Genomic DNA, 26078 nt, shown 5'->3' with positions numbered 1-26078 from the left:
CGGGCATCGGCACCTGGAAGCAAGAGGAGTTGTGATCGTGGGAACGCTGGATTCGACACCGGTTGTCACCGCGGCGGCCCGTTGTCAGTGGCAGATGGACTACACGATGATCTACGGCTCCGTGCGGCTGGCCCGACTGCACACCCGGCGTCAACTCTCCTTGTGGGGATGGGCCGGTGACCAGTACGACGCCACCGTGATCGTCTCCGAGCTCGTCACCAACGCCATCAGTCACGGCAGAACCGTCGGCCACCTGCTGCGCGTTCAGCTGGCGATCCTGGAAGACGACACGCTCCGCATCGACGTCTCAGACCCGGTCGCTTCCTTCCCGCACATCTCCGAGAGCCCGCAGGCCGACGCCGGCGTCGAGGATGAACGCGGGCGGGGACTGCACCTCATCCGCGCGCTCGGCGGAGACCTCTCATGGTTCCTTCGGGAAGAGGGTGGCAAGACCGTACGTGCCCACCTCGCCCCCTGACCGCCAGGCCTGTGCCTCATCTGCCCGCGCCCCAGAGGCGGTTGCTCGACCCGTGACGACTTGAGGGAGCGTGCCATGCCCAGCTCCAGTTACGAACTGATCGTGACCCCATTCCTCGCAGGACACCTTGTCCTGCGCCCCGGATCGTTCCGAGGCATCAAAATCGGGTCCCACCGCTACCGGGAAATACGCCAGCTCGCCGCGACTGACGGATCACTGCCCGACTGGCTGAGTGACGCCGCGAGCCATCGCTGGGGCCTCAACCTTCACGGGCGACCTGCCGGCGAGGCGCTTCTCGTGCGTGCTCCGTCACCGCATGGGCATGGCCGCGCCTCCTACGAGGTCAACAACGGCTGCAACTGGGACTGTGACCACTGTGTCTACGGGGCCAAGCGGCATGAGGGTCTGGCCTGGGGGCAGCGCGAGAGGCTGCTGAGCATTCTGCGTGACGCCGGGATCGTATGGCTCGAACTCGGCGGCGGCGAGTGCACCATCGACAGCCTGTTCCCGCAGACGTACGCGCGCGCCTACGACCTCGGCATGATGGTCGAGATCCTTACCAATGGATCGACCTTGCACCGCCAGCCCATGCTCGACCTGCTCACCACCCGCCGCCCTTACCGGATCACGCTGAGCGTGTACGGCGCGACAACAGAGACCTTCGACGGATTCGTCCAACGCCGTGGTGCCTTCAAGAACTTCATGCGCGGCCTCGCCGCCGCCACCGAAGCCGGCCTGCCACTGTCCCTGAGCGTGATCACCACGCGCCGGAACATCCACGAGGCCGACGCGATGCGGGAGCTCGCCCACCGCTACACGACTCACGTGCGCGAATACGCTCAGATGTCACCAACCTTCAGCGGCGGCTCCGGGCCCCTCACGGAACAGGCCCCCAATCAACCCCGCCCCGCCACTCCGTTCACCGGATGCGACGCCGGCCACACGTCCTTGAACGTGACTCCCTTCGGCTTGGCGAGCGTCTGCAAAGTCTCCCGCGACCACCCCATCCCTCTGCTCACCGAGGGGGTCGCGGGGTTGGCACGGCTCGGCTCCATCGCCGATCGAGCGCTGCAGCGGCAGGACGCCTGTACGAGCTGTGCCCTGCACAAGACGTGCACCACGTGCATGCCCCTCGTGAAGCTGTACCGCCGGGCCGACGCGCCACTGAACCGCTACTGCCAGCACTCCTGACGGAAGGAAGTACACCTATGAGCGCCATTGCCGTGGAGATCACCGAACGCCCGGCCGAAAAGGACAAGGAGAAGGGCCAAGGCATGAGCAAGGAGGTGGCTGACGTGGAGTTTGTCGACGACCTCGACATTCTTGCGGGCGGCGATGTCATGCGGGGCTGCGGAGACGACAACCCCTACAACTGAGCCACTCGTTGAACCGGCGGCCGCCCGCGGCGCGGGCGGCCTCACTGACCGCTTAAATCCCTCTAGACTCCCGCCGTGGTGACCATGAGACTGTACTGGGAAGACCTTCCTCCCGCCACCCGAAGCGCTGTCGAGGCTCGCACCGGGCCCATCCGCGCGGCAATGAGCGTCGCCGACGGCCTCAACAGCGAGATCGCCGTCACCCTCGACACCTGCGTCGGGCGCGTCTTCGTCAAGGGGCTGCGCAGCGACCACCCCCGGGTGTGGACACAGCAGCGCGAGGCTGCCATCAACCCCTACGTGGCTCCCATCGCCCCGCGGCTGCTCTGGACGATCAGCGACGAGCAGTGGAACCTGCTCGGCTACGAGTACATCGAGGGTCGCCGCGCCACTTACGACCCGCGCTCCGGGGACCTGCCGCTCGTCGCGGAGGCGCTCACCACGCTCTGGGGGGTGCAGGCCCCGGCCGGAGTCGACCTCAAGGAGATCGGGCAGCGCTTGGCCGCCTACCTGGACGGCCCCGACGACGCCGAACTGCTGAACGGTGACGCGCTGCTCCATACCGATTGGCACCCCGACAACGTGCTGATCGTCGAGGGCGCGGCTCGCGTCGTCGACTGGGCCTGGCCCACCCGCGGCGCTTCGTGGATCGACACCGCCTACTGGGTCATCTGGCTCGTCGCGGCCGGACACGATCCTGTGGACGCCGAACTATGGGCGGCGAAGGTTCCCGCCTGGTCCACCGCGACCGGCGACGCCCTCAAGGTCTTCGCGAAGGCGCAGGCGCGACTCTGGGCGGAGATCGCCGAGGATGCGCCCGACATCGCATGGATGTGCGATCTTGCGGACGCGGCCGGCCGGTGGGCCGCGTACCGACAGAACGGATAGGGAGGTCAAACGATGGCCGACCCCATCGTCCACCCCTACGAGACACTCACCACCCGCGACGGCCAACACGTGGAGATCGACGAAGCGTTGGTGCCGGTGATCCGGGACCTGTGGCGGCTGGGCTTCCGTACGCTCGCCTGCTGCCAGGACGTCGGCGAAGCAACCGCAGCAGTACGTGCCCAGGCCGACCGCCCCCTGGGCTACGGGGCTGAGAACTTCATCGCCTTTCACCGCGGGTGGGCTCTGCTCAAGCTCCCGCTCCTCGACGCCATGCGTCTGGTCGATCTGCTGGCCACTGAGCCGCTGTTTGCCAGGCGAGTCGGCCTGCGGTGGCGCCCCGGATGCTGGCGGATGAACGTCCCCCTGGAGCCAAACGGACTCTCCGATGCGGCCCTACTTCATTTTCCCGTGCGGCAGATCCCCGAACTCGCCGACGTCCTCCTCGGCAGGTAGCCCCACCCGCTGGGTGCTTGTCTCCCTCGGCTCGGTGCGCGGCCGAAAAGGAGAAGGGTGTAGCTCTCTTCCGGGGGCGGCCCCGAGGTTTGAGCTGGGAGATCGTGGTTGTGGGTGATGGGGTCGTTGATCGGGGAGTTGGAGGCGCGGGAGGCGGCGGCCCGGGCCCGAGTGGGGTCGCCGCCGTCCTCGACGAGTGACGGAACCGCCGGGGCCGCACCGTGCCGGGGGCCGAACGGGGCGGGCCGCCCACCGACTAGCATCGCCGAGTTCGTGCCACCCACCGGCCCGGGCATCGCGGCGCGGCGTACACGGGAGCTGACACGGCATGAGAACGAAGAGCGCAGGGGCGTGGGCGGTAGCGGTGCTGGTGCTCGGCGCAGCCGTCGGCGGCTGTGCCGAGCAATCGGACAAGGGACCGTCCGGCAGCAGCACGAAGCGCACGAAGTCCCACCGCGAACCCGAGGACAAGCCTGATTCACGGGTCGTCGAGGACGACGACGACCACACCGTCCTCGAATTGTCCGACGGCCGGCAGGTGTCGCTCCGCTTCACTCGCCGCGGCCTGGAGGCACAGCATCGCGACGCCTCCGACGACGCCTGGTCCGCCCGGAAGACGGTCTATGAGACCGGCACCAGACCGTGCGGCGGCATCAGGGCAAAGGCGTACCGGGACACCGTGTGGCTCGCGGCCGGCTTCGGCGCGTACTGCAGGGACGGCGAAGAACCGCAAGAGGTGATCGCGGCCGTCGCCACCGGGGACCTCTCCTCCTGGACCACCGACCCGACCAAGAACACCATCGTCTGGCCGAAGGTCCGCATCCGCGACGGTGGCGCCCGAGTGGACTTCGTCGCTCCCAGCTGGGTGAGAACCGCCACGCTGACCTGGCGCAAAGGCTCCGGATTCGCCAAGGTGGCCATGAAGTACAAGCCCATCCACCCCTGGTTCGTGGGCCGGTGGCGAGCCACGGACGGCAGCCAGCAGCTGACCATCCATCAGGTCGGGTCGGGCAGATGGGCACGCGCGGTCATCGAGTCCCGCACCGGCCCGCGATGCAAGGGCAGCGCCATTGTCACCGGCATCGACCAGCACGACCTGTCCATGAGCAACTTCAAGCTCGATCAGGGCACCAGGACCGTTAACTGCCCGCCGAAGGAGACCGAGTACTCCTTCGACGTGAAGTCCTCGGACGGCCCGCTGCGCCTACGCAAGATCGGCAACCACCCGAAGACCGTCCTTACCTATGAGCGGGCGGGCTGACGTACGACTGCGCATGTGGGGCGGCGGGCGAGTCGGACGGACGTCGGAAGAGCCCCGCGGGCGATGCCCCTCACCGGTATCCGGTTGCGTCCGCCGGCTTGCCGGCGTCGTCGACCAGGTAGCGCCAGGAGTCGGGGCGTGAGCCGTCCAGACGGGCCGTCAGCCGGGTTAGCTCCGCTACGAGCGTCTCCACCCGGGACCGGGCCGCCGCCTCCCGCGCCTCCAACTCCCCGATCAACGACCCCATCAGCGTCGCCTCCTCCACCCACACGGTAGAGACCCCGACCACGCCGCTATCACCCACAACCACGATCTCCCAGCTCAAACCATCGGGGCCGTCCCCGGAAGAGAGCTACACCCAAAGGAGAAAGGCGACCCCGCCGCCGATGGGGCTACCAATAGGCCTTCCTAGCGGTCTTCCCTCTAGAGCGGTAGCCCTGCACAGCTTGGGACTCGCAGTTCAGCGATGCAAAGTCCCTACCTTTGGTGACCGCAACTCAATGCTGTTGCGTAGTAATAGTCACCTTCATGTGCGCCGGCGGCGCGGTCGTGGTCTCGGCTTCCAGGGTGTCGGCTGTTGCGCTCAGTCCGTCGGTTCGGGTCTGGTGCGTTCCGCATCGATTCGGTGCGCGATTTTCCGGGCCCATTCCCGGCTGTACGGCGTGTGCTTCGCGATGGTCATCAAGGGCACGCCTGCCGTACGAGCGTCGGCGATCACCTCGTCCAATGCGCGGCGGGCCTTTTCGTGGGCGATGGTCGCGCGCTCCAACTTGCGGAGCCATTGGGCCTCAACGCGCGGGTCGGGACGTGGCGTCATGGTCGGAATCGTCTCACGTCGGCTGCTGGGGAAGCGGGCGCGTCACGTAAAGAATCACTGCCAACTTTGTTGCGATCAAGCGGCCCGAGCGAGACACTGAAAGTGCCAAGAAAGTTGGCACTCCGGTCTTGGGGGTTCGTGATGAACGTCAAGCTCAGCACCGCAGTTCGTGAGATCGCTGCTCCTCGGATAACCTCCACCGAATTCCTCGCCGCGCGTGGCCTCCCGGCCAATTGGCGCTACGCCTCCCCATTCGGCCGCGTGGCCGCCGAGACCTACCGAACGATCTACCGTCGCGAGCCGACCTGCGCCTTCCTCCTGATCCATGGCCGCTTCCGCCGCATCGCCGCGTACCGGCCGAGCGAGGCGCACGTGCTCGCCACCGCGTGGGAGATCTACCCGCGCACCGCAACTCTTCCGGTTCTGGCTGCCTGAGGGGGCGCCATGTCCGATTCGCTGTTCCGGTCGCTCGACATGATCGAGCCCGGTGACCTCGTGATCTACCACGGCTCGATCAAGAGCCATCACGGTCTGTGGCTCGCGCTCCCGTGCCAGTGCCGCGAGTGCGCGCTTGCCGACCAACTCGGTCTTCCCGCCGCCCGGTTCGCGCTCGTGGACCCCTGGGGTGAGCGCTCCGGTCCGCACCACGCGCGCCGCGAGTCGATCACCCGCTCGGCTGCCTGCGACTGAGTGCGGGCGCCGTCAGAACACCTCACGCACAACAGGGCCCGTAGCTCAGTGGTAGAGCGGTCGGCTTATAACCGAACGTCAGCGCCGGTTCGATCCAGGTCGGGTCCACTCCTCTCATCTCGTGACCATGGAGGAGGAGCAATGTCCACTGACGTCAACGAGAGGTTCTACGCGGAGCGCACCGCCCGCATCGCAGAGGTCGGAGCTGTCCGCCGCGACGACGGCACCTACGCGGCGACCGTCGGGTTCGACCGGGGCGAGGTGATCGGCAAGGATGGTCTCGACACCTCACTCGGCACCGCCGCCCTGTACACCACCACACCCGCATGGCACGGTCTCGGCAACGTCATCCCCGGCGGGATCACCGACATCGACGCCGTGCTCGGCCTCGCCGGGATCGACTTCCAGGTTGAGCGGGTCCCCGCCTTCTACCAGTGGCGCGATGAACTGCGCCAGCACGCAGGCAAGTTCCACACCGTCCGTGACGACACGGGCGCGGCGCTCGGCGTGGTCGGCGCGCAGTACGCGCCGATCCAGAACCGGTCCGGATTCGAGTTCCTGCAACAACTCGTGAACGACTTCGGAGTCATCTGGGAATCCGCCGGAGCGCTGCGCGAGGGCCGCAAGGTGTTCGTCTCGATCCGGCTGCCGCGCACCATCACGATCGACGCCGACGGGATCAACGACGAGATCACCCCGTTCGTCGCTGTGATCAACTCCCACGACGGGCGTTCCCCGTTCACCGCCGTCGTCACGCCGTGGCGGCCGGTGTGCGGCAACACCGAGCGGTTCGCCGTTCGCGACGCGTACACGCGGTGGACCGTGCGGCACACCAAATCCGCCACCGACCGGATCAAGGAAGCCCGGCGGACCCTCAAGCTGTCCATCGCCTACTACGAGCAGTGGGCGGCCGAGGAAACGGCGCTCGCGCGGACGGATCTCGCGATCGACGCATTCGACCGGCTCGTCGGTGAGCTGTGGCCGTCGAAGGATGAGGCGAGCGTCCGCACCGTGCGCGCCGACGAACGGCGTCGCGACCTGCTCGCCGACATGTTCACCATCGAGGCCCAGCGGATCGGGCGCACCGCCTACGCGGCCGAGCGCACGCTGACCGACTACCTCGATCACGTCGCCCCGCGCCGCCCCGGCAAGACCATGACGCAGGAGATCGCCCGCGCCACGGCGCTGCTGGAAGGCACCGACGACGAGACCAAGTCCCGGGCCCATGAGCGCCTCATGCGCCTGCGGACGGTGTGAGCCCACCGACCGGCCGCGTCCCGCCCCAGAGTCCCGATGACCGGGGCGCGGCCTCCCCGACCACTGACACCCCGAACATCAAAGGAGGTCAACCATGTGCTTCGAACTGGAACTTGAGGATGCACCGCAGGGCAGGCCCCTGCGGGTGGAGTGCACCCGACTGGCCATGATGCTCCAGGTCATGGACGCGCTCGGCATGATCGAGCACCTGAGCCCGCCACGGGAACCGCACCCGGAGGACCACGGCACCACGGCCGCGCGCGTGACGGAGTTCCTGGCCGCGGACTCCGCCGAGGCCCCGCCCGAACTTGAGCAGTTCGCCGACGCGGTCAGTGCCCTCTTCGACGGGCAGGCGGACGATCCGGCCGGGATTCCCTGCTACAAGCTCAGCCACGGCGGCTGGCTCGTCACACCCGACGAGATCGCTTCGGCGCTCGGGTGGTGGACATCAGCCACGCCGGAGGCGCAGGCCTACGCCCGTGAGGGGCTGCCCTGGTGGGTCGAATGGCTCGCTGTGCTCGCCAAGGCCCGCGACCACGGCGGCATCCGCGTCTGGTAGCCGCCCCCGCCCGGCGTCGGCCGCGCGCCGTGCCGGGCACCTGCCGTACCCGATCACTCAAGGAGCCCACCATGGGCTACGACATGTTCATCGAGACCGTGCCCGACGACGAGGCCGCCACGGTCCGCGCGGCCGAGGAGGCGTTCAATGCGGCGGTCAGGGCGCGAGACACGCTCAACCTGCCGCCCGGCCATGCCGATTGCGTGACAGCTCAGGAGGAAGTGGAGCGCGCGTACGAGGCGTTGAGGGAGGCCGACACCTCGTACTTCCGGCTCAACATCTGGGGGATGTCCCACTACTGCGAGGTCATGGAACAGCTCGGCATGGTGGTCACCGGCTATGAAGCTCCGCCCTTCCCGCACGAGCCTGACGGAGTCTCCCGTGAGGAGATCGAGGCCTTTGGCGACCGGACCCCAGGGTCGGGGCTTCCCGTCCGCCCGGAGGTGGTGGCCTATTGGAAGCAACTTCATGCGCACCTGTCCTGGCACCTCGAACCGGCCTTCGGCATCGCGCTGCACAAGTTCTGCTCGAACGACGGCTGGCTGGTCACCCCCGAGGAGATCGCCGCGGCACTGGAGAGCTACCGCGTCCACAACGCCGAAGAGGTCAAGGTGATCGTCGGCGGTGACGCCGAGGAACTCGACTACTGGACCCAATGGATCGCCTATCTGCAACGGGCCCAGCACCGGGACGGGTTCCGCGTGTGGTGACTCGCCTCGTGCCCCGGCGGTGCGGCCACGTCCTCCGGCTCAACGAACGGCTGCCGCGCCGCCGGGCGAACCTCTGAGCTCTGGCAACGGCGTGGGCAGCGTAGGTCGTGCGGCCCCCACATAGTTGTCCCCGCGATACCGGTACGGGGCAATCCTGACCGGCTTGTTGCGGCCCGGTGCGTGGATCATGCGGTTGGCTGAGACGTAGAGGCCGACGTGGGTGATGTGCGCGCGGTCGGTCCCGTAGAAGACGAGGTCGCCCGGCCGCAGGGGTGCGTGGGAGGGCAGGGGATGAGCGGCCGCGTACTGCTGCTGGGCTGTGCGCGGCAGATCCATGCCCGCCGCCGCGTACGAGGCGCGGGTCAGGCCCGAGCAGTCGAAGCCAGCGTCGCCGCGCTCAGGGCCGTTGCCGCCCCAGGTGTACGGGAGCCCGAGCTGGGCCTGGGCGTAGTCGATCGCACGCGCGGCCGCGGGGCTCGGCGTGCGGTGGCGGTAGTGCTCCGCCTGGGCGAGGACTTGGGCGACGTAGGCGTTGTCGTGGTTGTACGTCCACAGGGCGCGGGTGATGTTCGCGCCGTGCCGGGCGCCGGAGTCGCAGAGGTAGGCGGCTGCGGCGGGGATCGCGTCGTCCGGGTCGTACGGGGACGGGGCTCTTGGGCCCTGCCGGAGGGCGGGGTGCCGGGCGATGACGCCCGTGAAGGTGGGGAGCAGGAATTGCATCGGGCCGCGTGCGCCCGCGGAGTTGGCGCCGCTGCTGACCCCGGGCAGCGGGGAGCGGCCGTGGTCGGACTCGACCTTGCCTACGGCGGCCAGGACCGACCAGTCCAGACCGGGGCAGGTGGCTGCCGCATTCGCGTACAGGGTGAGGTAGCGGGCCGGGATGTCGGACAGGGCGTGGGCGCCGGGAGCGTTGGCGCCGAAGGGGGCCAGCAGGCTGCCCGCGCCTGCACCGGCGACCACGGCGATGAGGACGATGCCGGCCGCGGTCACGCCCAGGAGACTGCCCGCGGCGCGCATCACGGCACTTTGCGCGGGCGAGGGCCGGTGGGCGTGCTGGGCGGCTGCGGTGACGGCGGGCGCGGGGGCCCGGGCATGGCTTCGTGGTCCTCAGGGTCCTCCTCGGGGTCGGGCTGTCGAGCGGCCGCTGCGGTGCCGGGGGCGGGCAGTTCGGACCAGGCGGTGGGGAGTTCTGTCAGGCACAGGCGGAGTCCGGGGTCCGATGTCGGGGCGCCCAGCGGCAGCCACCTGCGTACCGCGGGGTCGGCGCATTCCTCGCCGGGGACGAGGTCGGTGCAGGTGGTGGCCGCGGGGACCAGAGATGGTTCTTCCAAGAGGGCGGCGGCGATGTCGAGGGCACGGCGCACACGCTCCTCGCGGCGTGCGGTCGGGGTCCAGAACAGGATCGGAGTGGTGATCCCGCTCGTGGCGGCGAGGTGTGCGTAGCCTGGCAGCTTTTCGCCCACGAGGTCGGCGGGGCGTTCGGTGCCCCAGTCGTATTCGAGGAACCATTCGAACTCGGCGCCCCGCTCGCGCCACCGGCCGTACGCGTCGGGGCGGACGATGTCACCGAAGAAGCCGCGGCAGCGTGCCTCGGACCACCAGGCGGTCAGCCGGCCGCCGTTGCCGGAGTGGCGGGAGCGATCGACGAGCGTGGTGAAGAAGGTGTTCGTGGCGACGGTGTGGGCCAGGCGCAGGGAGTGCGCGAGGCCGAGCGCCCGATCGTGGCGGTAGCCGAACTCGTCTTGTTCCAGGCCGTCCTGGCGGGCGAGGACGGCGGCGCCGGCGATGTCGAGGACGTAGTGCATGGGGGCGGATCCGTAGGTGGCGAATGGCTGGAAGCGGTCCACGACGCGCCACTGGTAGAGGCGGAGCAGCCGCAGGTTCGCGCTGCGGGTGGAGGGCCAGGCGAGTTGGGTGATCTGGCCGGTGGTCAGGACTTTGTGCTCGTAGAGCATGCGGGCCAGCCATTGGTCGCGTTCGGTGAGGCGCCCGGCGAGGCGGGCGATGTACTCGGCGTTCGTGGCGGCGCGCGGAGCGGGGCGGTGAGGGCGGTGCGCGCGCAGGGAGCGCTGCGGGGTGGGTGGGGTGTTCACGGTGCACTCCTTCGTGGTGGTCGTGGTGGTGGGGCGGATCAGTGCGCACGTCGGGGGTCCTGGGGTGTGGTTCCGGGGGGTGGAGTGGCGGGCTGGGGTGCCTGGGTCGGCGGGGCGTTGCGGCGGGCGGCGCGGCGGATCGCTTCTGCCCGTCCGCGGATCGGTGGTGGGAGTTTCTCGGTGACCGCGGTGAAGGCGGGCAGCTCGGCGCCGTTCACCACCGGCCGTACGGCGATGTGGAACGCGTCGAGGTGGGACAGGTCGTGGTCCGTCAGCCGGGGCTCGGTGTGGCGGGCAAGGTGCCGGGCGTCCTCGGGGGAGGCGTTGAAGAAGACCTTCGTGCGGGCGTTGGCGCTCACACCCTCCGCCAGGTCCCTGGGGAGTTGGCGCAGGTATTGGTGTGCCAGCGTGAGCGAGAGCCGGTAGCCCCGTGCCTCGGCGAGCAGGTCCTCCATGGCGTACGGCAGGTTGAGGAAGGTGTGTGCCTCGTCGATGTAGAGCGAGGCGTCCCGGCGCTTTGCCGGAGGGAGGTGTGCCCGGTGGGTGGCGGCCTGCCAGGTCCTGGCGACGACCAGCGAGCCGATGAGCCGGGACGTCTCCGCGCCCAGGGAATCGCGGGCGATGCGGACCAGGCAGACGCCGCCGTCCAGGATCTGGCCCATGTCGACGGTGGACGGCCCGGAGGCCATGGCCGCGCGGACGAACGGCCGCAGCAGGAAGGCGCGGAGCTTGTTCATCAGCGGGGCTGCCACGTGGGCGCGCCCTGCCTCGGAGAGGGCGTCGTACCAGGTCCAGAAGCCGCGCAGGATGTCGTCGGAGATGTGGGCGACGGCGCGGCGCCGGAACGCGGTGACGGACAGCAGCCGGGGCAGGTCCGTGAGGGTCGGTGTGCCGGGCAGCATGCGCAGGGTGAGCAGACCGGCCCGCAGGATGTCGTCGGTGCGCGGGCCCCAGGAGGCGGCGTAGACCCGTGAGAAGACGGAGACGACGTCGTCGACGGTGTGCGCGACGTCCTCGCCTTCGAGAGGGTTGAGAATGGGCGGGCGGTCCGTGCTGTCGGCGTCGAACAGCGCTACTTTGGAGCCGAGTTGCTCCGGCAGACGCGCCAGGACATCGGTGACCAGGTCACCCTTGGGGTCGATCACTACGACGCCGCGTCCGGCGTCGGCATCGGCCAGTGCCATGCGGGCGAGCAGTTCGGACTTGCCCGCCCCGGTGGCTCCGAGCACGTGGAGGTGGTGGCGGGCGTCCGCCACCCACAGCCCCACCGGGCGAGGTGGTCCCGTGTCGGTGCGGCCGAGCGGGCGGACGGTCGATCCTGTGACCGGAATACCGGGCGGTGGGGGCACGGAGCGGGCGCCCGCTCGTTGCAGGCCGGGCACCGTCTGGTCCCACGGCAGGTGCGCGAGCGCCGACAGTTCGGGGATGGCGATCAAATCGCCCCGGTCCAGGCGCCGTTCGGCTACGCGAGGCAGCCGGCGCCGCAGCCGCACGCGGCGGAAGTGGTTGTGCTCGGTGAACGGGGCGAACGCGCCGGCAATGGCGTATGCCCGGCCCCGAAGACGGCCCCGCGTGCGCTCCCGGTCGGCGGTGGATGCCGTCGCGGGGACGGTGGCAGTGATGCCGTAGCGGAGCAGGGCCTCGTACAAGGGACCGCGTTGTTTGGTGACGATCGCGCGGTCCTGGGCGGACGTCTCCAGTGCCGCTTGCCGGTCGGGGATCTTGGGGCCGGTGTGCTTGCGTGTGCGGGGGCCCGGCGTCAGGAGATCGAGGAGGCGGCCGATGCGGTGCGGGGAGTGCCCGGCCCCTACGCGCCGGGCCGCACGGTGTGTCTGGCGCGCCCGGCGTCTGGTCGCCGGTCGGGCCAGGATCTGGACGACTGCCTGCTCCTGCCGGGCGAGGTCGGCCGTGGCGCCGAAGAGGGCGCGGAGGGGGTCGGCAGGAAAGTCGGAGCGGAGCGGCAGCGCGTCGCTGCGGGCCAGCCGCAATTCGCCTCCGGCGACGCTGAGTTGGCGGTCCTTCGGGGCGACTCGGGGGAGCGGGGGCTGTGCGGGGTGGGTGTCGGTACGGGTGCCGGGCCAGGCGGCCTCGACGGCACGCTCGAGCAGGCCCGGTGGCACTGTGCCCGGCACCCACAGTTGGAGTTGTGTTGTCTCCCGGTCGAAGACGTATTCCCACGCCACGTGGGGAGCCCGTCCGGTGAGACGTCGACGCCGGGAGGTTCCGAGGAGGCCCGCGAGGTTCGCCCAGAGTGCGGCCGCGCCGTCCGGGTCGGCTGTGGGCGGCGAGAGGATGGCGATCACGCGGGCGCGGGTGGCCAGCACGCGTCGATGACGGCGCCGCCACCAGGAGCGGGCCACGACCGCGCCGGCGACACCGAGGACGGTGGCGGCTCCGGCAACCGGCCCCCACTGCGCGCCCCATCGTTCGATGAGGCCGAGTACGGCGTGGACGGCGCCCTGCGGATCGCGGAGGTAGTCCTCGATCGGGGACGCACCGGGCGGTGACATGACGGAAGACTCCTGGTGGGTGGCGGATCCTGGATGGGTGTGGGGATGGAGGCGTGATCAGCCTGCGTGGGTGGCCACTGTTCAGGCAGGGCCGAGATCGAGCGAGTCCTCGTCGTCGATGGGGGAGTCGTTCAAATCGCCTTCCTCGGTGGTGAGTTCGATCGAGACGCTGTCGTCGTTGCGCGGGTACCGGGAGTCCTGCTCCTCGTACGCGGCGAGTTCGGCGGGGTCGGTGGTCACCAGGTAGTGCTCCGTCGCGGAGGCGACGGCCTGGAAGGCCACGCGTTGGGTGGCGGACAGCAGGCCTTGCCCGCGGTCGGCGGTCAGCAGGAACTGGCGTTCACCGTCGGAGAGGTTGAAGGCGTGGGTGATCTCGTCGATGGCCTGCGGTGCCTGGCGCAGCAGGATCTGGGTGGCGGCGTTGGCGACGACGGCCTTGCCCAGGTCGGTGGAGAGGACATCGGCGGTGTCCTGGGTGGCCACGGTCAGTCCCGCCCAGTGTTTGCGGCTCGCCTTGGCCATGCGGAAGAGGAACTCGGCCCCGGCGGGCTCCTTCATGAGCATCCAGGCCTCGTCGACCACGACGAGGCGCGGTCGGCGCAGTGCCGGGTCGGAGACGTGCCGCCAGACCGTGTCGAGGGTCAACAGGGTGCCGATGGGCTTGAGTTCGTCTGCCAGGTCCCGCAGGGAGAACGCGACGAGGTGGCCCTCTGGGCGCGTGGTGGTCGGGCCCGCGAACAGCTCAGAGAACGCGCCCCGGACGAAGGGGTGCAGCCGGTCCGCCAGGCCGGTCGCCGCCCGGTCCTTCGTCTGCTGCAGCACAGTGGCGAGGTCGGCGAGCAGGGGAGTGGGCCGGGTCCAGGTACGCGGATCGGCGGTGATCCCGGCCCGCTGGTAGGTGGCCGCGATGGCGCGGTCGAGTACCGCGCGGTCCGCCGGGGTTGGTGTGCCGCCCAGCAGCACGGACAGGACGGTGTGCACGAACAGCGACCGGCGTACGAGAGCGTCCCGGGGCGCGCTGAGCCGCCCGTCGGGCCGGGTGCGCAGGGGGAGATCGAACGGGTTGACGCGGACGTCGCCCGCGCCCAGGTGCACATAGGCGCCGCCGACGGCCTGCGTGAGCCGCGCGTACTCGTCCTCCGGGTCGATCACGTGGATCTCGATCCCGCGGTACAGCGAGCGCAGCGCCTCCAGCTTGACCAGGTAGGACTTTCCGGCGCCGGAGCGGCCCAGGACGACCGCGTTGTGGTTGTCGAGGGCGAACCGGTCCCAGTGGACGAGTCCCTGGCTGCCGACGTTGTAGCCGTACAGCACTCCGCTCGGCGCGGCGACGGAGGTCGGGTCGGGCGGCGGCAGATCGGGGCTGGTGAAGGGGAAGGCCGCCGACAGCGCCGCCGTGTCGAAGGTGCGCCGCATCCTGATCAGGTCCAGGGCCATGGGCAGGCAGGTGAGCCAGCCCTGCAGGCTCCGGTATGTCGTGGGCTTCGCGTCCAGGAGGAGGCTTGCCGCCAGCGACCGCACCGCGGCGACCTCGTCGGTGAGTTGGTCGCGACTGCCCGCGTGCACCGTCAGGTACAGGCCGAGCCGGTAGAGCTTTCCCTCGCCGCGGGCCACACGGGCGCTCAGGTCGTAGGCGTCCTCGGTTGCCGCCTCGACCTGCGGGTCGAGCAGCCGGCCCTTGTCCTGGGTGTAGCGGCGGCCGGACTCGAGCTTGGCCAGCTGCCGGCGCAGTCGCTGCGCGGCGGTGACCGGGTCGATCGGCTCGATGTGCAGGGCCACGTCCACCCGTCCCGGGTACGTCAACAGCGGCTGCAACCAGCCGGGTTGAACCTCGCGCGGAAACCCGGTGACGGCGAACGACGCCGTCCAGTCACCACCGACCTCCAGGTGCCGGGGTGCGACGGTGAGGGCATCGGGGGTGAAGGCGGCGGTGCCGCCGGCCGCTCCCTGCTCCGTCGCTGACCGGCCGGTTGCGGCTGGGCGGGTACGGGCGCGAGCGCGGGTGCGCTTCACGGGGGTTCCCTCCCCTCACGATCCTCGTACGGGACGGCGGTTGCGGTGATGACCTCATCGGCGCCGGCGAGCGCGGAGGACGGGCGCAGGAGCCCGTCCGGGTTGCAGGCGGCCGCCAGAACAGCGGTGGCCTGGCCCGCATCCAGTGGTGTGACGGTGATGCCGATGGGACCCAGCAGCTCCACGGCCTCCGTGAGTCGACGTGCCAGGCGGGCCTCGGCCGCGCGCCACGTCGCGTCGCTGGCAGAGGGACGGCGGGCGTGCCTGCGCCGCGCACGCGCGGTGAGCGCACGGGGCCTTGCGCTGTCGCCCTCGGCCGGAACCCCGGGATGGGAGAGCAGGGGCTCGCGCAGCACGAGCAGCACCTGACGCCGTAGGAGGTCGACGCGGTCGGCGAGAGTGACGAGATAGTCGGCGTGCTCGCGTGCCGCTGCTTCCAGGGACGGGTGCGGCAGGGCCGGTGCGCACTCGCGCAGTTCGGCGACCTGCGCGCTCAGATCGAGGCGTTCGGCACGTACGAGGATCTGCACTGGGGCGGTGAGCGAGTGGAGGTAGCGGCCGAAAGCGCCGACCAGTGCCTCCTGTTCGGTGGCGGTCCGCAGCGCGAAGTTGACCGTGCCGCACACGCCGATCGCGGCGAGGCCGTCCGGGCCGAGGTCGATGACTCCGGTGTTGGTGACGTCACGGGCAGGCAACTGGAGCGGCACCGCGAGGGTGTCCGTCAGGCTCCGTCCGTCGGGGGCAGTGGCGGATCGGGCGAGCCAGGGAGGCGGTGGGTGGATCCCTTCCGGCGCGGCGACTTGGTGGCGCGGTGTCGTGCGCTGCCGGATCGCGGCCAGGAGGAGCCGGTCCAGCGATACGCCGTCGCGCTGCCCCAGGGCCAGGATGGCGACGGCGCCGGCCACGGGGAGGGCCACGACGAGGAACACGGCGACCGGGACGAAGGGGCGGGACACGGTCCACAGCCCGTAGAGCACGACCCCGGTGACGGACAGGAGCAGCAGCTGGCGGGCGGTGAGGTGCGCGAGAACGGTGTCTTCCCGGTCCACGTCGGCGGGGATGCGCACGGAGTAGCGGGTGGGTGAGGGGGAGTTGGGGACGCTCATGGGTTTTCACCTCCTGTGTGGGGCGGGGGCGGGAGGCGGCGTCGCGGGTGGCTGCTGGCGGGTGTGGGTGTGGGTGTGGGCCGGAGAGCGGACGGGGGAGCACGGAACGCCGTGGGTGGGGGTGGGCCAGGGCGCTGTGGCAGTGGCCTGGCACCGCTTGGGTTCTCGGGGATCGGGGGACGGAATGTGGCGGGTGCGGGGGGCCTGTTGGCCCGCATCGGCCGCACGCTGGGTGGGATGCTCGGCCACGGGACGGGGCGGCGTGCCCCGGGACCTGTGGGAGTGCTGCCTGCGCCCGGTGGTTGCCGAGCGGGCAGCCCCCGGGCAGGGAAGACCGGAGCCCGGAAGGCCGGCGTGCCGGGCGGGTGACTTGGGCGGCGCCACGCGTCCGGGCGGCTGTCAGTCGCGGCCGGTTCGCCGGGGCTCCGGAACGTAGGCAGGGGCGGAGGCCCGCCATCGGCGCGCGCGGAACCCCCGGCTTGCGCGCGTGCGCCCGGTGCCGGCGGACCGTACGACGGGAGCCGGGCCGCCCGCTGCGGGCCTCGGGCAATCGCGCTGCTCGGTGTCGGCTGCGAGAGACGTGCCGCCTCGCGGGTGCGTCGTAGGGCCGCTGCGGGCGAAATTCCGGACGGCGGTGGGGAGTTGGGTGGGCCGGCCGGGCCGCCACTGAAGGGCGAAGGCCCCGCCCCTCCGCCCGTGCCCCGACCACCGGCCCTACCCGTGAGGCCGCGCAGCGCCCCGAAGGTCCGATAGGTGAGATAGCCGCGTACGAGACCGCCGACGACTGAGCGGCGACCATGACCGCCCCGCAGCGAGCCGAGCACCCAGAACGGAACCTTGAACAGAATGTAGAACAGAGCCAACGCGACGAGCAGATCCACCAGGCCACTGCGACCGCCCCCGAACACGGCGAACCCGCCCGACGTGAGGAACAGCCGCAGCCCAGTGATCAACACGAGGGACTGGACGATCTGGATGGCGAGGACCCCACCGAACGCCTTCCACCACCAGCGGGCGACGCCTTCGGTCTGCGGCAGCGCATGGCACATCAGGGCCAGCGGGGCCCCGGCGATGAGGATCACGGTGAGGGCGAGCCGGACAACGTAGCCGACCAGCAGCACCACCAGCGTGCCGGCGATGGCGAAGCCGATCAGGACGAAGAAGACGCTGCCGGTGTTGGCGTTGAGGCCCGCGAAGACGTAGGCCTGGAGAGCGGCGCCGGCCGTGCCCGTGTCCACGCCGCCACCCATCACAGCCACGGAGAGGGCGTTGGCCAGATCGACGGCCTTGCCCGCGAGGAACAGCGACAGCCCGGCAGCGAGGAACCCCAGCGGGATGCGCGGCGCCACCTCCTTGAGGGAATAGCGGGTCTGCACGGATTCGTACGTCATGACGACCACGCCGGCCGCGGTCACCAGCAGCGCGTAGCAGGCGATCGCGATCTGCCAGGAGTTCGCCCACAGCTCGCCGAGGCGTGGCAAGGACGAGGGGCTCGGGGTGGTCAGCAGCGTCCTGCCGAGCAGGTCGAGCAACGGGTTGAGGGCCGCGTCGACGATGCCGCGGAAGAAGGAATTGAGCGCGCTGGTGATGCCCTTGGCGATCCATCCGCTGATGCCGCCCGGTGCACTGATGCCTTGGCTGCTGGGTTCGGTCGGGGTCGGTTCCGCGGTCGGTTCCGGCTTGCCGGGATTCGTCGTCGGCGTGCGGATGCAGTGTGGTGAGGTGCAGGGGGACGGGGTGTTGGACGGCGCCGGGGAGCGTGGATCCGCTGGGAGCGAGGTGGAGGGTGGACGGGAAGTCGGTGTGGGGCTGGGGTCGGCCTGGGCGGGTGCCAGGAGGGTGCCGACCGCCAGAGCGAGGGTGACGAGCACGATCGCTGTACGCCGATATCGCCGCCCGGCGGCGCGAAGGCGCCCAGGGCGGGCAGGACGAGTCGCGCACGCAGGGCGGCGGCCGGGCACGAGAGATGCGGAAGACACTGAGGCGGCCATCAGTTGCCCACGATTCCTTTGAGGATCTCCACGACGAGCGGGGCGAGCGCGGCCAGGCCGTAGCCCCATCCCGCGCTCTTGAAGGCCGTCTTCGCCTTTTCGACCTCGCCGGGGTCGCCTCCGGCCATGACGTAGCGGACGCCGCCGACGGTCAGAAACACCGTTGCGAGGCCGGCGAGGATGCCCATGATCCAGTTACGGATGTTGTCGAGGATCTCGTTCACGGACTTGGCCAACGCCAAGTAGGAGTCGGGACCGGCGGCGTATGCGGAAGCGCCGTACGCCGCGCACACGACCGACAGCACGGCCACGGCGACCAACAGCCGGACACCGCGACGCGGTCCGGACCGTCGTCGGCGAGGGTCGGACCCGGACTCGGACCGGACCGCATCGGACTCGGCGGTGTCGGATCGGACACCATCGGACTCGGTGGCGGACTGGATGGAACTGGACCGGACTGAGTCCGGACTCCCGGCGAAGGGGCGGAACCAGAAAGGCAGTTGAAGCAGAACCTTGGTCATGGCGGGCCTCCTGGAGCGGGGCAGACGCGCAAGGGGTGGCATAGGGGGGTAGATCCCCTCAGATGAAAAGTCCGCGACACGAGCCCGCATAGGACGTCAGGCCTCGACCTCGTCCCGCCACCTGGCGGGCCGCAGCGGCACCGCACACGCGGCATCGGCGGTACCGGAGCAACGCTCTGGCCCCGCTGACGTACCGCCCCGGCGACCGGTCCGAGACCAGGTCCGACTCGAGTCTGGGCCGATCCAATTCAGGACCGCAGCGCGCACCGCGTCGGCGAGTGCGAGGTCCGGGTGGCCCCAGGGCGGAGCTGACGGGCACGACGAGAACCCGGGAGTGACCGGGGTGGGTGCCGCCAATGCCTCGCACAGCGCGGCCAATTCGGCACAGCAAGCAGCCCACCGCAGCCGCACCAGCACGTGCGGGCGCTCGAGATCGACCGTCGCGAGATCTTGAAGAAGGCTCGACAGCGCCTCGCCCTGGAGTTCGCCCGGCTCGCCCGGATAGCGAGTGCCCAACTGCCCGGGTTGAGGCCGGCGGAGCGATCCAGATACACGCCAGAGTCCAGCCCGCACCCGCCTCCCGACCGTCCAGGCAGAAGGCTTCGGGCCTCGCCGACAGTGCCCCGCGTCCTGGTTGGCTGGCGATCAGCGGGAGCGGGCGGTTGTCGTGCCCGGCCTGGTGATGGGCGGAGCCCTGTTGGCCAACTGCCACGACCGGCACCTCCTTCAGGTGAGGAAGGGACGAGGCGATGAGTCAGTCAGACAGCCGACAAGAAAAGGGCAAGGCACGAAAAGCCCGTGCCGCTCCGCGAGGTCTTGGCGCGCGCGACGAGAGCTCGACCCCGTGGCGGGCGCAGGTGGCTCCCCTTTCCAACACGCGGATTGATGCGTTGAGGAGGCCTTTTCGGCCCTTAGGCGCAAATTAATAGGACTCCGTTAGGTATTCCGTTTAGCCTGCTCGGGAGCACGTTGGATAGGTGGAAGCACATGAAGTGAACCGTGTCCGGGCGAAGTTGGCCTTCTTCGTCGCCGATGCGTTTGCCTCAGCACCGCGCAAGGACCAGCGGGACAAGACTGACTGCTATCTGCGGGGTCTGATGCTGGACGGGCGCCGGAAGTCGATCCAGGCGATGGCGTCGCGGCTCCCGGACGGCAACGAGCAGAACCTGCAGCAGTTCGTGAACCAGTCCACCTGGGACCCGCTGCCGGTGCGTCGGCGTATCGCTGAGCGAATGAGTGCGCGGATCAGCCCCGAGGCGTGGGTGGTCGACGACGTGTCCTTCCCCAAGGACGGCCGGATGTCCGTCGCAGTCGCTCCGCAGTACTGCGGAGCCTTGGGTAAACGGGCCAACTGCCAGGTCGCGGTGAGCGTGCACGCCTGCACCGCCACGGCGTCGTGCCCCCTGCAGTGGCGCCTGTTCCTGCCCAAGGAGTGGGCCGACGACGCCGAGCGCCGCGCGGCCTGCAAGGTGCCGGCCGAGATCGGACACCGCGAGAAATGGCGACTCGCCCTGGACATCCTCGACGAACTCACCGGCTGGGGCGTCCCGCCCCGCGTCGTACTCGCCGACGCGGCCTACGGAACGAACGCAACCTTCCGCAACGAACTCACCGAACGCGGCCTGGACTACGTGCTTTCCATCCGCTCCGACACGGCCCACCCTCTCGACGCCGTGCCCGAGGCGCCCGCCCGCAAGGGCATCAACGGCTGCTGGCCCCAGCCCCGTTACCGCCAGGCCCCACCGGCCGTGACCGCCCACGCCATCAACCTGGGACGGTCCGCCTTCACCGAAATCACCTGGCGCCACGGCTCCCACGGTCCGATGCGCTCACATTTCGCAGCCCTGCGTGTCCGCCCCGCCAGCAACTCCATCACTCGCCCGCTGCGAGCCCGGGCCTCCGCCGAACAAGGCTGGTGGGACGGCGTTCTGCCCGACCTGTGGCTGCTGGCCGAGTGGCCCTCGAACTCCGAAACACCCACCGAATACTGGTTCTCAAACCTTCCAGTCCAGACCCCGCTGAAGCACCTCGTCAGCTGCGCGAAGCTGCGCTGGCGGGTCGAACACGACTACCGAGAGCTCAAGCACGGCCTGGGCCTGGACCACTTCGAGGGACGCTCCTGGCCGGGCTGGCATCACCACGTCACCCTCGTGACCGCAGCCCATGCCTTCCTCACCGAACAACGGCTCTCCCCAAAAGTCCCCAAGCCGGCCTCACCCACTACCAGGTCCTCGACCTGCTCCAAGACGTCCTGAGGTGCTGGACCGGCACCTGCACCACCTGCCACCGCCCACTCCCCAATTCCGGGCAGCGAACAGCAACAAGATCCACCCAGACTTAACGGAGTCCTATTAAGAGGTCGCAACGGAATGATCTGCCGGGCGTTCAGCTCGGGTCGGGACTGCTCCGGAAAATGTCACCTTCACTGCGAATCCTGGAGCAGGACGTCTCACCACGCTGACTTCAGTGAAGATCCGACTGGACCTCGGTCAGTCGATGCCTTCGACGATGCGGAAGTCGCGCTCGACGCCGTCGGAGAGGGCGACCAGCGCCTCCTGGTAGGCCGCACTCTCGCGTGCCGCGACGGCCTGCTCGAAGCTGTCGAACTCGATCAGGACGGTGCGCTCGGCGATTCCGGCGTCATACGCCACGACTCGGCCGCCGCGGACGAGGACCCGGCCGCCCCCGGCCTTGACGGCCGGACCGGCCAGCTTGTTGTAGGCAGCCAGCTTCTCAGGGTCGGAAATGGTGCGGTAGACGCTGACCCAGTAGCCCTTGGGCATGGAACCTCCAGTGTCGGGATGAGTGCATTCTGGCTTACGGGTTGGTCTTGGACGAGCGTCGGCGGGCGAGAGCGAGGCCTGTCAGCGTCGTGATCGCCATGGCGCCGATGCCGACCAGCGCCGTGGTGGTGTAGGCGCTGTCGTCGGGGAAGAGGTGGCCGGGGCCGGTGCCCGTGGCGAGGATCAGGCCGCCGATGGCGCTGCCCAGGGAGTAACCGACGCTGCGGACAACGTAGTTGAAGCTCATGGCGCTCGACGTCTCGCTCTCGGCTGTGACGGCCAGGTTGACGCCGGGCATCACGGCCGAGAAGCCGCCGACGCCGAGCACGCCCATCGCCGCGAACAGTTCGGCCAGGTCCGACCGGGCCGCCGCGAACACGGCGAACCCGCCGCCGACCACGACGGCGCTGCCGGCCAGGAGCAGGGGGTTGGCGATCCGCAGCCCCACCGTCGCAGAACCGGGCCTGCCTCGTGATCCGTCGACTCCCGTCCACACCACGGCTGTTTCTACCAGGACGAGCAGAGCCGGGCCGTGACGCCCGGCCTACCGTGTTCCTCGCCGCGAGCTTCCCGCTGTGCGGGGTGCACGTAGTCGCGAAGCCCAACGGACCCCTCCCGGACGGGCATCCGAACCTGTCCACGTTCCTCGCCTCGCAGATGTGGCGTCGCCTCAAGGCCTTCCGCAGCATGAGCTGCGACGAGCTGCTGCAGGAACTCACCCCATGCCCCCTGTCCGGCTGCCTTCCCCGGCCACCAGACAGGTACCAGCCTCCGAGGCCGATTCCTTCTCCCGGCGTCCTCGGGCCTGCCTTACCTGTCCCAGGATCGACCGCAGATTCCCTCTGATCCCGAGGAGCAGCTTGATGCGTCCGCCGCTGAAGCCACAACCGGTCATCTTCCCCAAGCTGGGACTCCCGCGCCGTCCGCGCGGATACCACTTGACGCTCGACGGCCCCCGTGGCGTCGGCACCACGACGGTTGCGAGACAGGTGTGCGAGCTGCTCGGCGCCAACTCCTTACCGTTCACGGCCGTGGCCGAGCCGTCCGACAGTGAGGAGGGGCGGGCGCTACGCAAGAATCCGGATCGCTATTCCGGCCTGCGGATGGCGGAGAGACTGGCGGCGGACCGGCACGACCAGGAGCGTGTCATCGTGCGCCCGTCCCTGGCGCGCGGCGCGACCGTGGTGAGCGACGGGCATATCGCGTCATGTCTGGTCTATCAGCGTATCGATGCGGCCAATTTGGAGGACATTTGGCGGGTCCATGAGCCCTGGATCGTGCCGGATCTCTGCGTGGTCCTGAAGGCTGATCCGTCCGTGCTCGCGGTGCGGCGGAGACGGAGTGGAATTGCGCAGACGTATTTGGACGTGCTGGGCAACCACACTCACATGGAGACCGTGTATTTCGACGACGCGGTCGAGTGGCTACGGCTCAAGCGAATCCCGGTCATGGTCATCGACACCTCGATCATGACCCCGGACGGGGTGGCTGCCCGCATCGTCATGGAAGCCGACATTGTGGTAACCCCGAGAGGCCCGGTACAGGTATGAGCCCGGCCGCCTCGCCCCTCCTGGGCCGCATGAGATCGGCCCACTCCAGGACCGGGGGCTTCCCTGGTGTGCCAGGCAAGGACGAGGCGCAAGGGCTTGCTCATCGGTTCGGGCCCTGCATGTGGTCGACGTCCCGGGCGTTCTTGATGATGGCCACGATCAGCAGGGCGAGGACGACCGCCACAAGCCCGCACGCCCACCATGGCAACGGGGCGGCGGGCATGTTCATCGCGGCAAGGTTCATTCTGTTCGAATGTGAACTGAACCTTGCTCTGCGTGCCTGTCCGAGGCCCTGGGGCGATTTGAGTGATCACCCGTGTCCGCTGCAGTGGGACGAGGGTTACCGCGGCAGGGAGCGCCGCCGTGGCGCGCCCCGCGCCCCTGCGCTTTCTTCGGACCAGATGGAGCCCCTCAATGCGTGGATCTCTGCTTCGCTCTGCCGTGTGTACCGCTGCTGTCGCCGCCGGCGCGGTGCTGTCCCTTGCGTCCCCCTCCTCGGCCGCCGACGCCGCGTGCACTCCTGGGGACCCCGCATGCGCGGCGACGCTCCTCGGCGATGACCCCGCGAACGGGATCCAGGACACCGCGGCTGCGCTTGAGGCACTCCACGAAGCACCTGAGGAGGCTGTTGCTTCCTCGGTCGACAGCTCCTGCGCCGACTTCGCCGGGTCGCTGCCGTCGTCGATGTCTGACGGGAGCTTGGCTGGGCTGTGCGAGGTCATGGATCAGTAGGGGGGCTCAGAGGTTCATGGGCGCACTGTGGGCAGCCCCCGGTTGGCCGGGGGTTCTCCGCTGTTGTGAGGGTGACAACGCCCCTGACGGCGCAACCGGCGAGCCGGCGCATCGTTCACAGATCATGAAGAAGATCATCAGCGTTGCGGGGCTCGCCCTCGCCGTGACCGGACTCGCCGCACCTGCCCACGCCGACAGCAACTTGGGATCGGGGGTCGGCGTCTCGGACGACTGGAACTCCAGCTCCGCGGTCACCTGCCTCCAGGAAGTCGCCGTCGCCCCCATGCTCGGTGACTATGCGGGCGATCACGCCAACAACTGCTCCGATGGGCACCTGATCGGCCCCGGCAAGTAGCCGAGCCGAGCGGGTGGCTCAGTGTGTACGGCCTCCGCTGGAAGCCCGGCGTGGGGTCGCCCGTGGCGCATCGAGGCCGACCGGCAGTGCCTCATGGTCGCGGGCCAGGCGACGGTGGAGCATCAGTGGCGGAGGGAGGCGGAGAGCGAGCCCATCCGGGCCCTGGCCGGGATCATCCGGGACCTTGGCCCTCTCTCGTCGGCCTCTCCCGGCTCTTGATGTCGTCCGTCACTCTCGGGTGGGATCTGATGCCAAGCGGGCCGGGTGTTGCCTGGCTGTACGCCAATTCGCGCTGCCCCCGATGGGCAGGTGAGTGGCGGCGTCGCAGTCGTAGGAGCCGACCCGGCGATTACGAATGATCGAACGGGGTGGGGGAGTGGCCTTCCCAGATCCGGCGGGATGCCTGTTCGGGGTAGGGCAGAGTCTTCGGCTCGGCATCCAGGACGCGGGTGAGGTGCCCGTCGGGCCGGTGGGCGGGCCAGCCCGCGTCGCCGGTGGTGATGAAGCGAACCCATGCGTCCTGGAGTTCGCGGGAGAGCGCGACGGCTTCGGGAGTAGGTTCCTCGCCGATGAGCTGGGCGGCGACGGGGCTGTCCAGCGTGGCGAACGCCAGGGGCAGGTCGAGGCTGTGGCAGGCGCCCAGGATGCCGCCGAGGGCCGGGGCGGTCCAGCACAGTTCGAACAGGTACGAGGTGCCGCCGGCCGCGGCGTTCGCCTCGGCCAGCTTCTGTGATGGCATGCGGAAGACGGCGTCGGAGTACACCGTCTCCACCAGCTCCTCCGGACCCGCCTGCGGGAACGCGGCACGGTAGGCCCGCGGGCCGTCCGGCGGCGGGGCGAGCAGTTCCAGGGCTGCGTGGGCGTCCTGTTCGGTGAAGGTGCCGTACCGTCCGCTCACGACGCTGAAGTACCGGAATTCGTCCCGGGCGTGACCGACGAGCAGTTCGGTCCCGCTCGCGCGTGCGCCGGTCAGCGCGGGCCAGGGCGTTTCCGGGAGGACCTCGCCGTCGACGACGGGGCACAGCGCGGTGCCGGCCTCCGTGAGGCGTCCCCAGCTCTCCCGGTGCGCGTGGAGGCCGGCGTTGAAGGAGGTGAGTTCGGCGGCCAGGTGCCATGGGTCGATGTCGCGCAGGGCCTCGGCGGTAGGGGCCGTCGCGCCGAGCCGGTCCGCGAACGCGGCGGTGACCTGCCGTGCCAGCGCGGGGGTGCTGTGCAGCCCCGGCACCGAGTGGGCGATGGCCCGCCGGAACAGTCCGCGCGCGGACTTCATCGTCAGCAGGGCGGCGACCGACCCCGCCCCGGCGGACGTACCGCCCACGGTGACCTGGCCGGGGTCGCCTCCGAAGGCGGCGATGTTGCGCTGCACCCACTCCAGCGCCGCGATCTGGTCGAGGAATCCGCGGTTGGGCGGCGCGTCGTCGAGGAACGCGAATCCCTCCGCGCCCACGCGGCAGTTGATGGTCACCACGACGACTCCCGCCCCGGCCAGCGCTGCCGGGTCGAACATCGGGTCGCTCGACGCCGCCGAGAGGTAGCCGCCTACGGGGATCCACACCAGCACCGGCAGTCCCGCCGCGCCGGGATCCGGAGTGCCGACGTTGAGCGTCAGCCAGTCGCTGCCCTGCGGGGGTACGTCGATCGGCAGGGACAGCGGCACCACGGGGCCGAACTCGACCGCCTGCCGCGTCCCCTCCCAGCGGTGCGGCGGCGCGGGCGCGGCGAAACGGAGCGCTCCGACCGGGGGTTGGGCGTAGGGGATGCCGCGGAACACCGCGTGCCCCGGTCGTCGGAGCCCCTGCACCACGCCTTCCGTGGTCCGTACCTTCGGCTGTTCGGACATGACGATTCCTTCCCTCCCTCGAGTGGGTCCCAGGGTTATGGGTCAGATGTATTATGTCAAATGTATTGGAACAGTTCTGGGCGTACGAGGGAGGG

At 69.8% G+C, this 26078-nt stretch carries 26 protein-coding genes, 1 tRNA gene and 1 pseudogene; 15 read left to right on the top strand and 13 right to left on the bottom strand.

Annotated features, from left to right (window positions below; genetic code table 11):
* Positions 1–37: 37 nt before the first annotated feature.
* The 6 genes from OKJ99_RS11035 to OKJ99_RS11010 all read left to right on the top strand — a co-directional run bounded on the left by OKJ99_RS11035 (position 38) and on the right by OKJ99_RS11010 (position 4456).
* Positions 38–478, top strand: coding sequence for an ATP-binding protein (locus OKJ99_RS11035; RefSeq protein ID WP_326015757.1), 441 nt, complete (start codon positions 38–40; stop codon positions 476–478).
* A 75-nt stretch (positions 479–553) separates the two neighbouring features.
* A complete protein-coding gene (locus tag OKJ99_RS11030) occupies positions 554–1669 on the top strand; it encodes a radical SAM protein (RefSeq protein ID WP_326015755.1) in 1116 nt (371 codons plus the stop codon).
* A 17-nt stretch (positions 1670–1686) separates the two neighbouring features.
* Complete coding sequence (locus OKJ99_RS11025; protein WP_326015753.1) at positions 1687–1854, top strand: hypothetical protein; 168 nt, start codon at positions 1687–1689, stop codon at positions 1852–1854.
* A 162-nt stretch (positions 1855–2016) separates the two neighbouring features.
* Positions 2017–2742, top strand: coding sequence for a phosphotransferase family protein (locus tag OKJ99_RS11020; RefSeq protein ID WP_326015751.1), 726 nt, complete (start codon positions 2017–2019; stop codon positions 2740–2742).
* Between the two features lie 12 nt (positions 2743–2754).
* Positions 2755–3195: a hypothetical protein gene (locus OKJ99_RS11015; RefSeq protein WP_326015749.1), complete on the top strand. Its 441-nt coding sequence runs from the start codon at positions 2755–2757 to the stop codon at positions 3193–3195.
* Positions 3196–3523: 328 nt separating this feature from the next.
* Positions 3524–4456, top strand: coding sequence for a hypothetical protein (locus tag OKJ99_RS11010; protein WP_326015747.1), 933 nt, complete (start codon positions 3524–3526; stop codon positions 4454–4456).
* Positions 4457–4526: 70 nt separating this feature from the next.
* Here OKJ99_RS11010 and OKJ99_RS11005 read toward each other — a convergent pair.
* Both OKJ99_RS11005 and OKJ99_RS11000 read right to left on the bottom strand, forming a co-directional pair.
* A pseudogene (locus tag OKJ99_RS11005) lies at positions 4527–4607 on the bottom strand (dehydrogenase); the annotation flags it as partial.
* A gap of 432 nt (positions 4608–5039) precedes the next feature.
* A complete protein-coding gene (locus OKJ99_RS11000; protein WP_326015745.1) occupies positions 5040–5273 on the bottom strand; it encodes a hypothetical protein in 234 nt (77 codons plus the stop codon).
* Positions 5274–5414: 141 nt separating this feature from the next.
* Here OKJ99_RS11000 and OKJ99_RS10995 point away from each other — a divergent pair, with 141 nt between their 5' ends.
* From OKJ99_RS10995 to OKJ99_RS10970, 6 genes are all read left to right on the top strand, one after another.
* A complete protein-coding gene (locus OKJ99_RS10995) occupies positions 5415–5708 on the top strand; it encodes a hypothetical protein (protein ID WP_326015743.1) in 294 nt (97 codons plus the stop codon).
* Positions 5709–5717: 9 nt separating this feature from the next.
* A complete protein-coding gene (locus OKJ99_RS10990) occupies positions 5718–5963 on the top strand; it encodes a hypothetical protein (RefSeq protein ID WP_326015741.1) in 246 nt (81 codons plus the stop codon).
* A gap of 34 nt (positions 5964–5997) precedes the next feature.
* Positions 5998–6071, top strand: a tRNA-Ile gene (locus tag OKJ99_RS10985).
* A 33-nt stretch (positions 6072–6104) separates the two neighbouring features.
* Complete coding sequence (locus OKJ99_RS10980; RefSeq protein ID WP_326015739.1) at positions 6105–7220, top strand: DUF932 domain-containing protein; 1116 nt, start codon at positions 6105–6107, stop codon at positions 7218–7220.
* Between the two features lie 94 nt (positions 7221–7314).
* Positions 7315–7779, top strand: coding sequence for a hypothetical protein (locus tag OKJ99_RS10975; protein ID WP_326015737.1), 465 nt, complete (start codon positions 7315–7317; stop codon positions 7777–7779).
* 71 nt (positions 7780–7850) lie between these two features.
* Positions 7851–8489, top strand: coding sequence for a hypothetical protein (locus OKJ99_RS10970; RefSeq protein WP_326015735.1), 639 nt, complete (start codon positions 7851–7853; stop codon positions 8487–8489).
* A gap of 39 nt (positions 8490–8528) precedes the next feature.
* On the opposite strand, the gene OKJ99_RS10965 is transcribed toward OKJ99_RS10970, so the two are convergent.
* From OKJ99_RS10965 to OKJ99_RS10935, 7 genes are all read right to left on the bottom strand, one after another.
* A complete protein-coding gene (locus OKJ99_RS10965) occupies positions 8529–9506 on the bottom strand; it encodes a C40 family peptidase (protein WP_326015733.1) in 978 nt (325 codons plus the stop codon).
* Entirely contained in the window at positions 9506–10582 is a 1077-nt protein-coding gene (locus OKJ99_RS10960) for a replication-relaxation family protein (protein WP_326015731.1), read from the bottom strand. Before OKJ99_RS10960 ends, OKJ99_RS10965 begins: the two co-directional genes overlap by 1 nt.
* Positions 10583–10620: 38 nt before the next feature.
* Complete coding sequence (locus tag OKJ99_RS10955; RefSeq protein ID WP_326015729.1) at positions 10621–13092, bottom strand: helicase HerA domain-containing protein; 2472 nt, start codon at positions 13090–13092, stop codon at positions 10621–10623.
* 81 nt (positions 13093–13173) lie between these two features.
* The gene (locus tag OKJ99_RS10950) at positions 13174–15105 is read right to left on the bottom strand and encodes a VirB4 family type IV secretion system protein (protein WP_326015727.1); all 1932 of its coding nucleotides are present in this window, start codon (positions 15103–15105) and stop codon (positions 13174–13176) included.
* Positions 15102–16211: a PrgI family protein gene (locus OKJ99_RS10945; RefSeq protein ID WP_326015725.1), complete on the bottom strand. Its 1110-nt coding sequence runs from the start codon at positions 16209–16211 to the stop codon at positions 15102–15104. The genes OKJ99_RS10950 and OKJ99_RS10945 overlap by 4 nt, the downstream gene beginning before the upstream one ends.
* Positions 16208–18082 carry a hypothetical protein gene (locus OKJ99_RS10940; protein ID WP_326015724.1) on the bottom strand — a complete coding sequence of 625 codons (1875 nt, stop codon included), beginning with the start codon at positions 18080–18082 and terminating at the stop codon, positions 16208–16210. The genes OKJ99_RS10945 and OKJ99_RS10940 overlap by 4 nt, the downstream gene beginning before the upstream one ends.
* A gap of 119 nt (positions 18083–18201) precedes the next feature.
* Positions 18202–18723, bottom strand: coding sequence for a pilin (locus tag OKJ99_RS10935; protein WP_326015722.1), 522 nt, complete (start codon positions 18721–18723; stop codon positions 18202–18204).
* Positions 18724–19700: 977 nt separating this feature from the next.
* Here OKJ99_RS10935 and OKJ99_RS10930 point away from each other — a divergent pair.
* A complete protein-coding gene (locus OKJ99_RS10930) occupies positions 19701–20978 on the top strand; it encodes an IS701 family transposase (RefSeq protein ID WP_326015720.1) in 1278 nt (425 codons plus the stop codon).
* Between the two features lie 234 nt (positions 20979–21212).
* Here OKJ99_RS10930 and OKJ99_RS10925 read toward each other — a convergent pair whose 3' ends face one another.
* Both OKJ99_RS10925 and OKJ99_RS10920 read right to left on the bottom strand, forming a co-directional pair.
* The gene (locus tag OKJ99_RS10925) at positions 21213–21506 is read right to left on the bottom strand and encodes a DUF1330 domain-containing protein (RefSeq protein ID WP_326015718.1); all 294 of its coding nucleotides are present in this window, start codon (positions 21504–21506) and stop codon (positions 21213–21215) included.
* A gap of 34 nt (positions 21507–21540) precedes the next feature.
* Complete coding sequence (locus OKJ99_RS10920; protein WP_326015716.1) at positions 21541–21954, bottom strand: MFS transporter; 414 nt, start codon at positions 21952–21954, stop codon at positions 21541–21543.
* A 415-nt stretch (positions 21955–22369) separates the two neighbouring features.
* Between OKJ99_RS10920 and OKJ99_RS10915 the strand changes: the two genes are divergently transcribed.
* Entirely contained in the window at positions 22370–23056 is a 687-nt protein-coding gene (locus OKJ99_RS10915; RefSeq protein ID WP_326015714.1) for a dTMP kinase, read from the top strand.
* Positions 23057–23156: 100 nt separating this feature from the next.
* Here OKJ99_RS10915 and OKJ99_RS10910 read toward each other — a convergent pair whose 3' ends face one another.
* Positions 23157–23300 (bottom strand): hypothetical protein, encoded by a 144-nt coding sequence (locus OKJ99_RS10910; protein ID WP_326015712.1) that lies wholly within the window; start codon positions 23298–23300, stop codon positions 23157–23159.
* Positions 23301–23912: 612 nt separating this feature from the next.
* Here OKJ99_RS10910 and OKJ99_RS10905 point away from each other — a divergent pair.
* Positions 23913–24143 (top strand): hypothetical protein, encoded by a 231-nt coding sequence (locus OKJ99_RS10905; protein ID WP_326015710.1) that lies wholly within the window; start codon positions 23913–23915, stop codon positions 24141–24143.
* Between the two features lie 349 nt (positions 24144–24492).
* Here the strand turns inward: OKJ99_RS10905 and OKJ99_RS10900 are convergent, their stop codons facing one another.
* On the bottom strand, positions 24493–25983 hold the full coding sequence (locus OKJ99_RS10900) for a carboxylesterase/lipase family protein (RefSeq protein ID WP_326015708.1): 1491 nt from the start codon (positions 25981–25983) through the stop codon (positions 24493–24495).
* Positions 25984–26078: the final 95 nt, after the last annotated feature.

Origin of the sequence: Streptomyces endophyticus, from assembly GCF_035798155.1 — a bacterium.
Lineage (GTDB): Bacteria > Actinomycetota > Actinomycetes > Streptomycetales > Streptomycetaceae > Streptomyces > Streptomyces endophyticus.
Note: the sequence above shows the minus strand (reverse complement) of the source record. Positions and strands in the feature narration are given on the sequence as shown.

What these genes read in the sequence shown, in the direction of transcription:
- OKJ99_RS10980 (WP_326015739.1), top strand. Translation starts at nt 6,105, where the DNA reads ATGTCCACTGACGTCAACGAGAGGTTCTACGCGGAGCGCACCGCCCGC.
- OKJ99_RS10975 (WP_326015737.1), top strand. Translation starts at nt 7,315, where the DNA reads ATGTGCTTCGAACTGGAACTTGAGGATGCACCGCAGGGCAGGCCCCTG.
- OKJ99_RS10955 (WP_326015729.1), bottom strand. Translation starts at nt 13,092, where the DNA reads ATGTCACCGCCCGGTGCGTCCCCGATCGAGGACTACCTCCGCGATCCG.
- OKJ99_RS11025 (WP_326015753.1), top strand. Translation starts at nt 1,687, where the DNA reads ATGAGCGCCATTGCCGTGGAGATCACCGAACGCCCGGCCGAAAAGGAC.
- OKJ99_RS10900 (WP_326015708.1), bottom strand. Translation starts at nt 25,983, where the DNA reads ATGTCCGAACAGCCGAAGGTACGGACCACGGAAGGCGTGGTGCAGGGG.
- OKJ99_RS10925 (WP_326015718.1), bottom strand. Translation starts at nt 21,506, where the DNA reads ATGCCCAAGGGCTACTGGGTCAGCGTCTACCGCACCATTTCCGACCCT.
- OKJ99_RS10970 (WP_326015735.1), top strand. Translation starts at nt 7,851, where the DNA reads ATGGGCTACGACATGTTCATCGAGACCGTGCCCGACGACGAGGCCGCC.
- OKJ99_RS10945 (WP_326015725.1), bottom strand. Translation starts at nt 16,211, where the DNA reads ATGAGCGTCCCCAACTCCCCCTCACCCACCCGCTACTCCGTGCGCATC.
- OKJ99_RS11010 (WP_326015747.1), top strand. Translation starts at nt 3,524, where the DNA reads ATGAGAACGAAGAGCGCAGGGGCGTGGGCGGTAGCGGTGCTGGTGCTC.
- OKJ99_RS11000 (WP_326015745.1), bottom strand. Translation starts at nt 5,273, where the DNA reads ATGACGCCACGTCCCGACCCGCGCGTTGAGGCCCAATGGCTCCGCAAG.
- OKJ99_RS10990 (WP_326015741.1), top strand. Translation starts at nt 5,718, where the DNA reads ATGTCCGATTCGCTGTTCCGGTCGCTCGACATGATCGAGCCCGGTGAC.
- OKJ99_RS10935 (WP_326015722.1), bottom strand. Translation starts at nt 18,723, where the DNA reads ATGACCAAGGTTCTGCTTCAACTGCCTTTCTGGTTCCGCCCCTTCGCC.
- OKJ99_RS10915 (WP_326015714.1), top strand. Translation starts at nt 22,370, where the DNA reads ATGCGTCCGCCGCTGAAGCCACAACCGGTCATCTTCCCCAAGCTGGGA.
- OKJ99_RS10995 (WP_326015743.1), top strand. Translation starts at nt 5,415, where the DNA reads ATGAACGTCAAGCTCAGCACCGCAGTTCGTGAGATCGCTGCTCCTCGG.
- OKJ99_RS10965 (WP_326015733.1), bottom strand. Translation starts at nt 9,506, where the DNA reads ATGCGCGCCGCGGGCAGTCTCCTGGGCGTGACCGCGGCCGGCATCGTC.
- OKJ99_RS11015 (WP_326015749.1), top strand. Translation starts at nt 2,755, where the DNA reads ATGGCCGACCCCATCGTCCACCCCTACGAGACACTCACCACCCGCGAC.
- OKJ99_RS11020 (WP_326015751.1), top strand. Translation starts at nt 2,017, where the DNA reads ATGAGCGTCGCCGACGGCCTCAACAGCGAGATCGCCGTCACCCTCGAC.
- OKJ99_RS10910 (WP_326015712.1), bottom strand. Translation starts at nt 23,300, where the DNA reads ATGAACCTTGCCGCGATGAACATGCCCGCCGCCCCGTTGCCATGGTGG.
- OKJ99_RS11030 (WP_326015755.1), top strand. Translation starts at nt 554, where the DNA reads ATGCCCAGCTCCAGTTACGAACTGATCGTGACCCCATTCCTCGCAGGA.
- OKJ99_RS10905 (WP_326015710.1), top strand. Translation starts at nt 23,913, where the DNA reads ATGAAGAAGATCATCAGCGTTGCGGGGCTCGCCCTCGCCGTGACCGGA.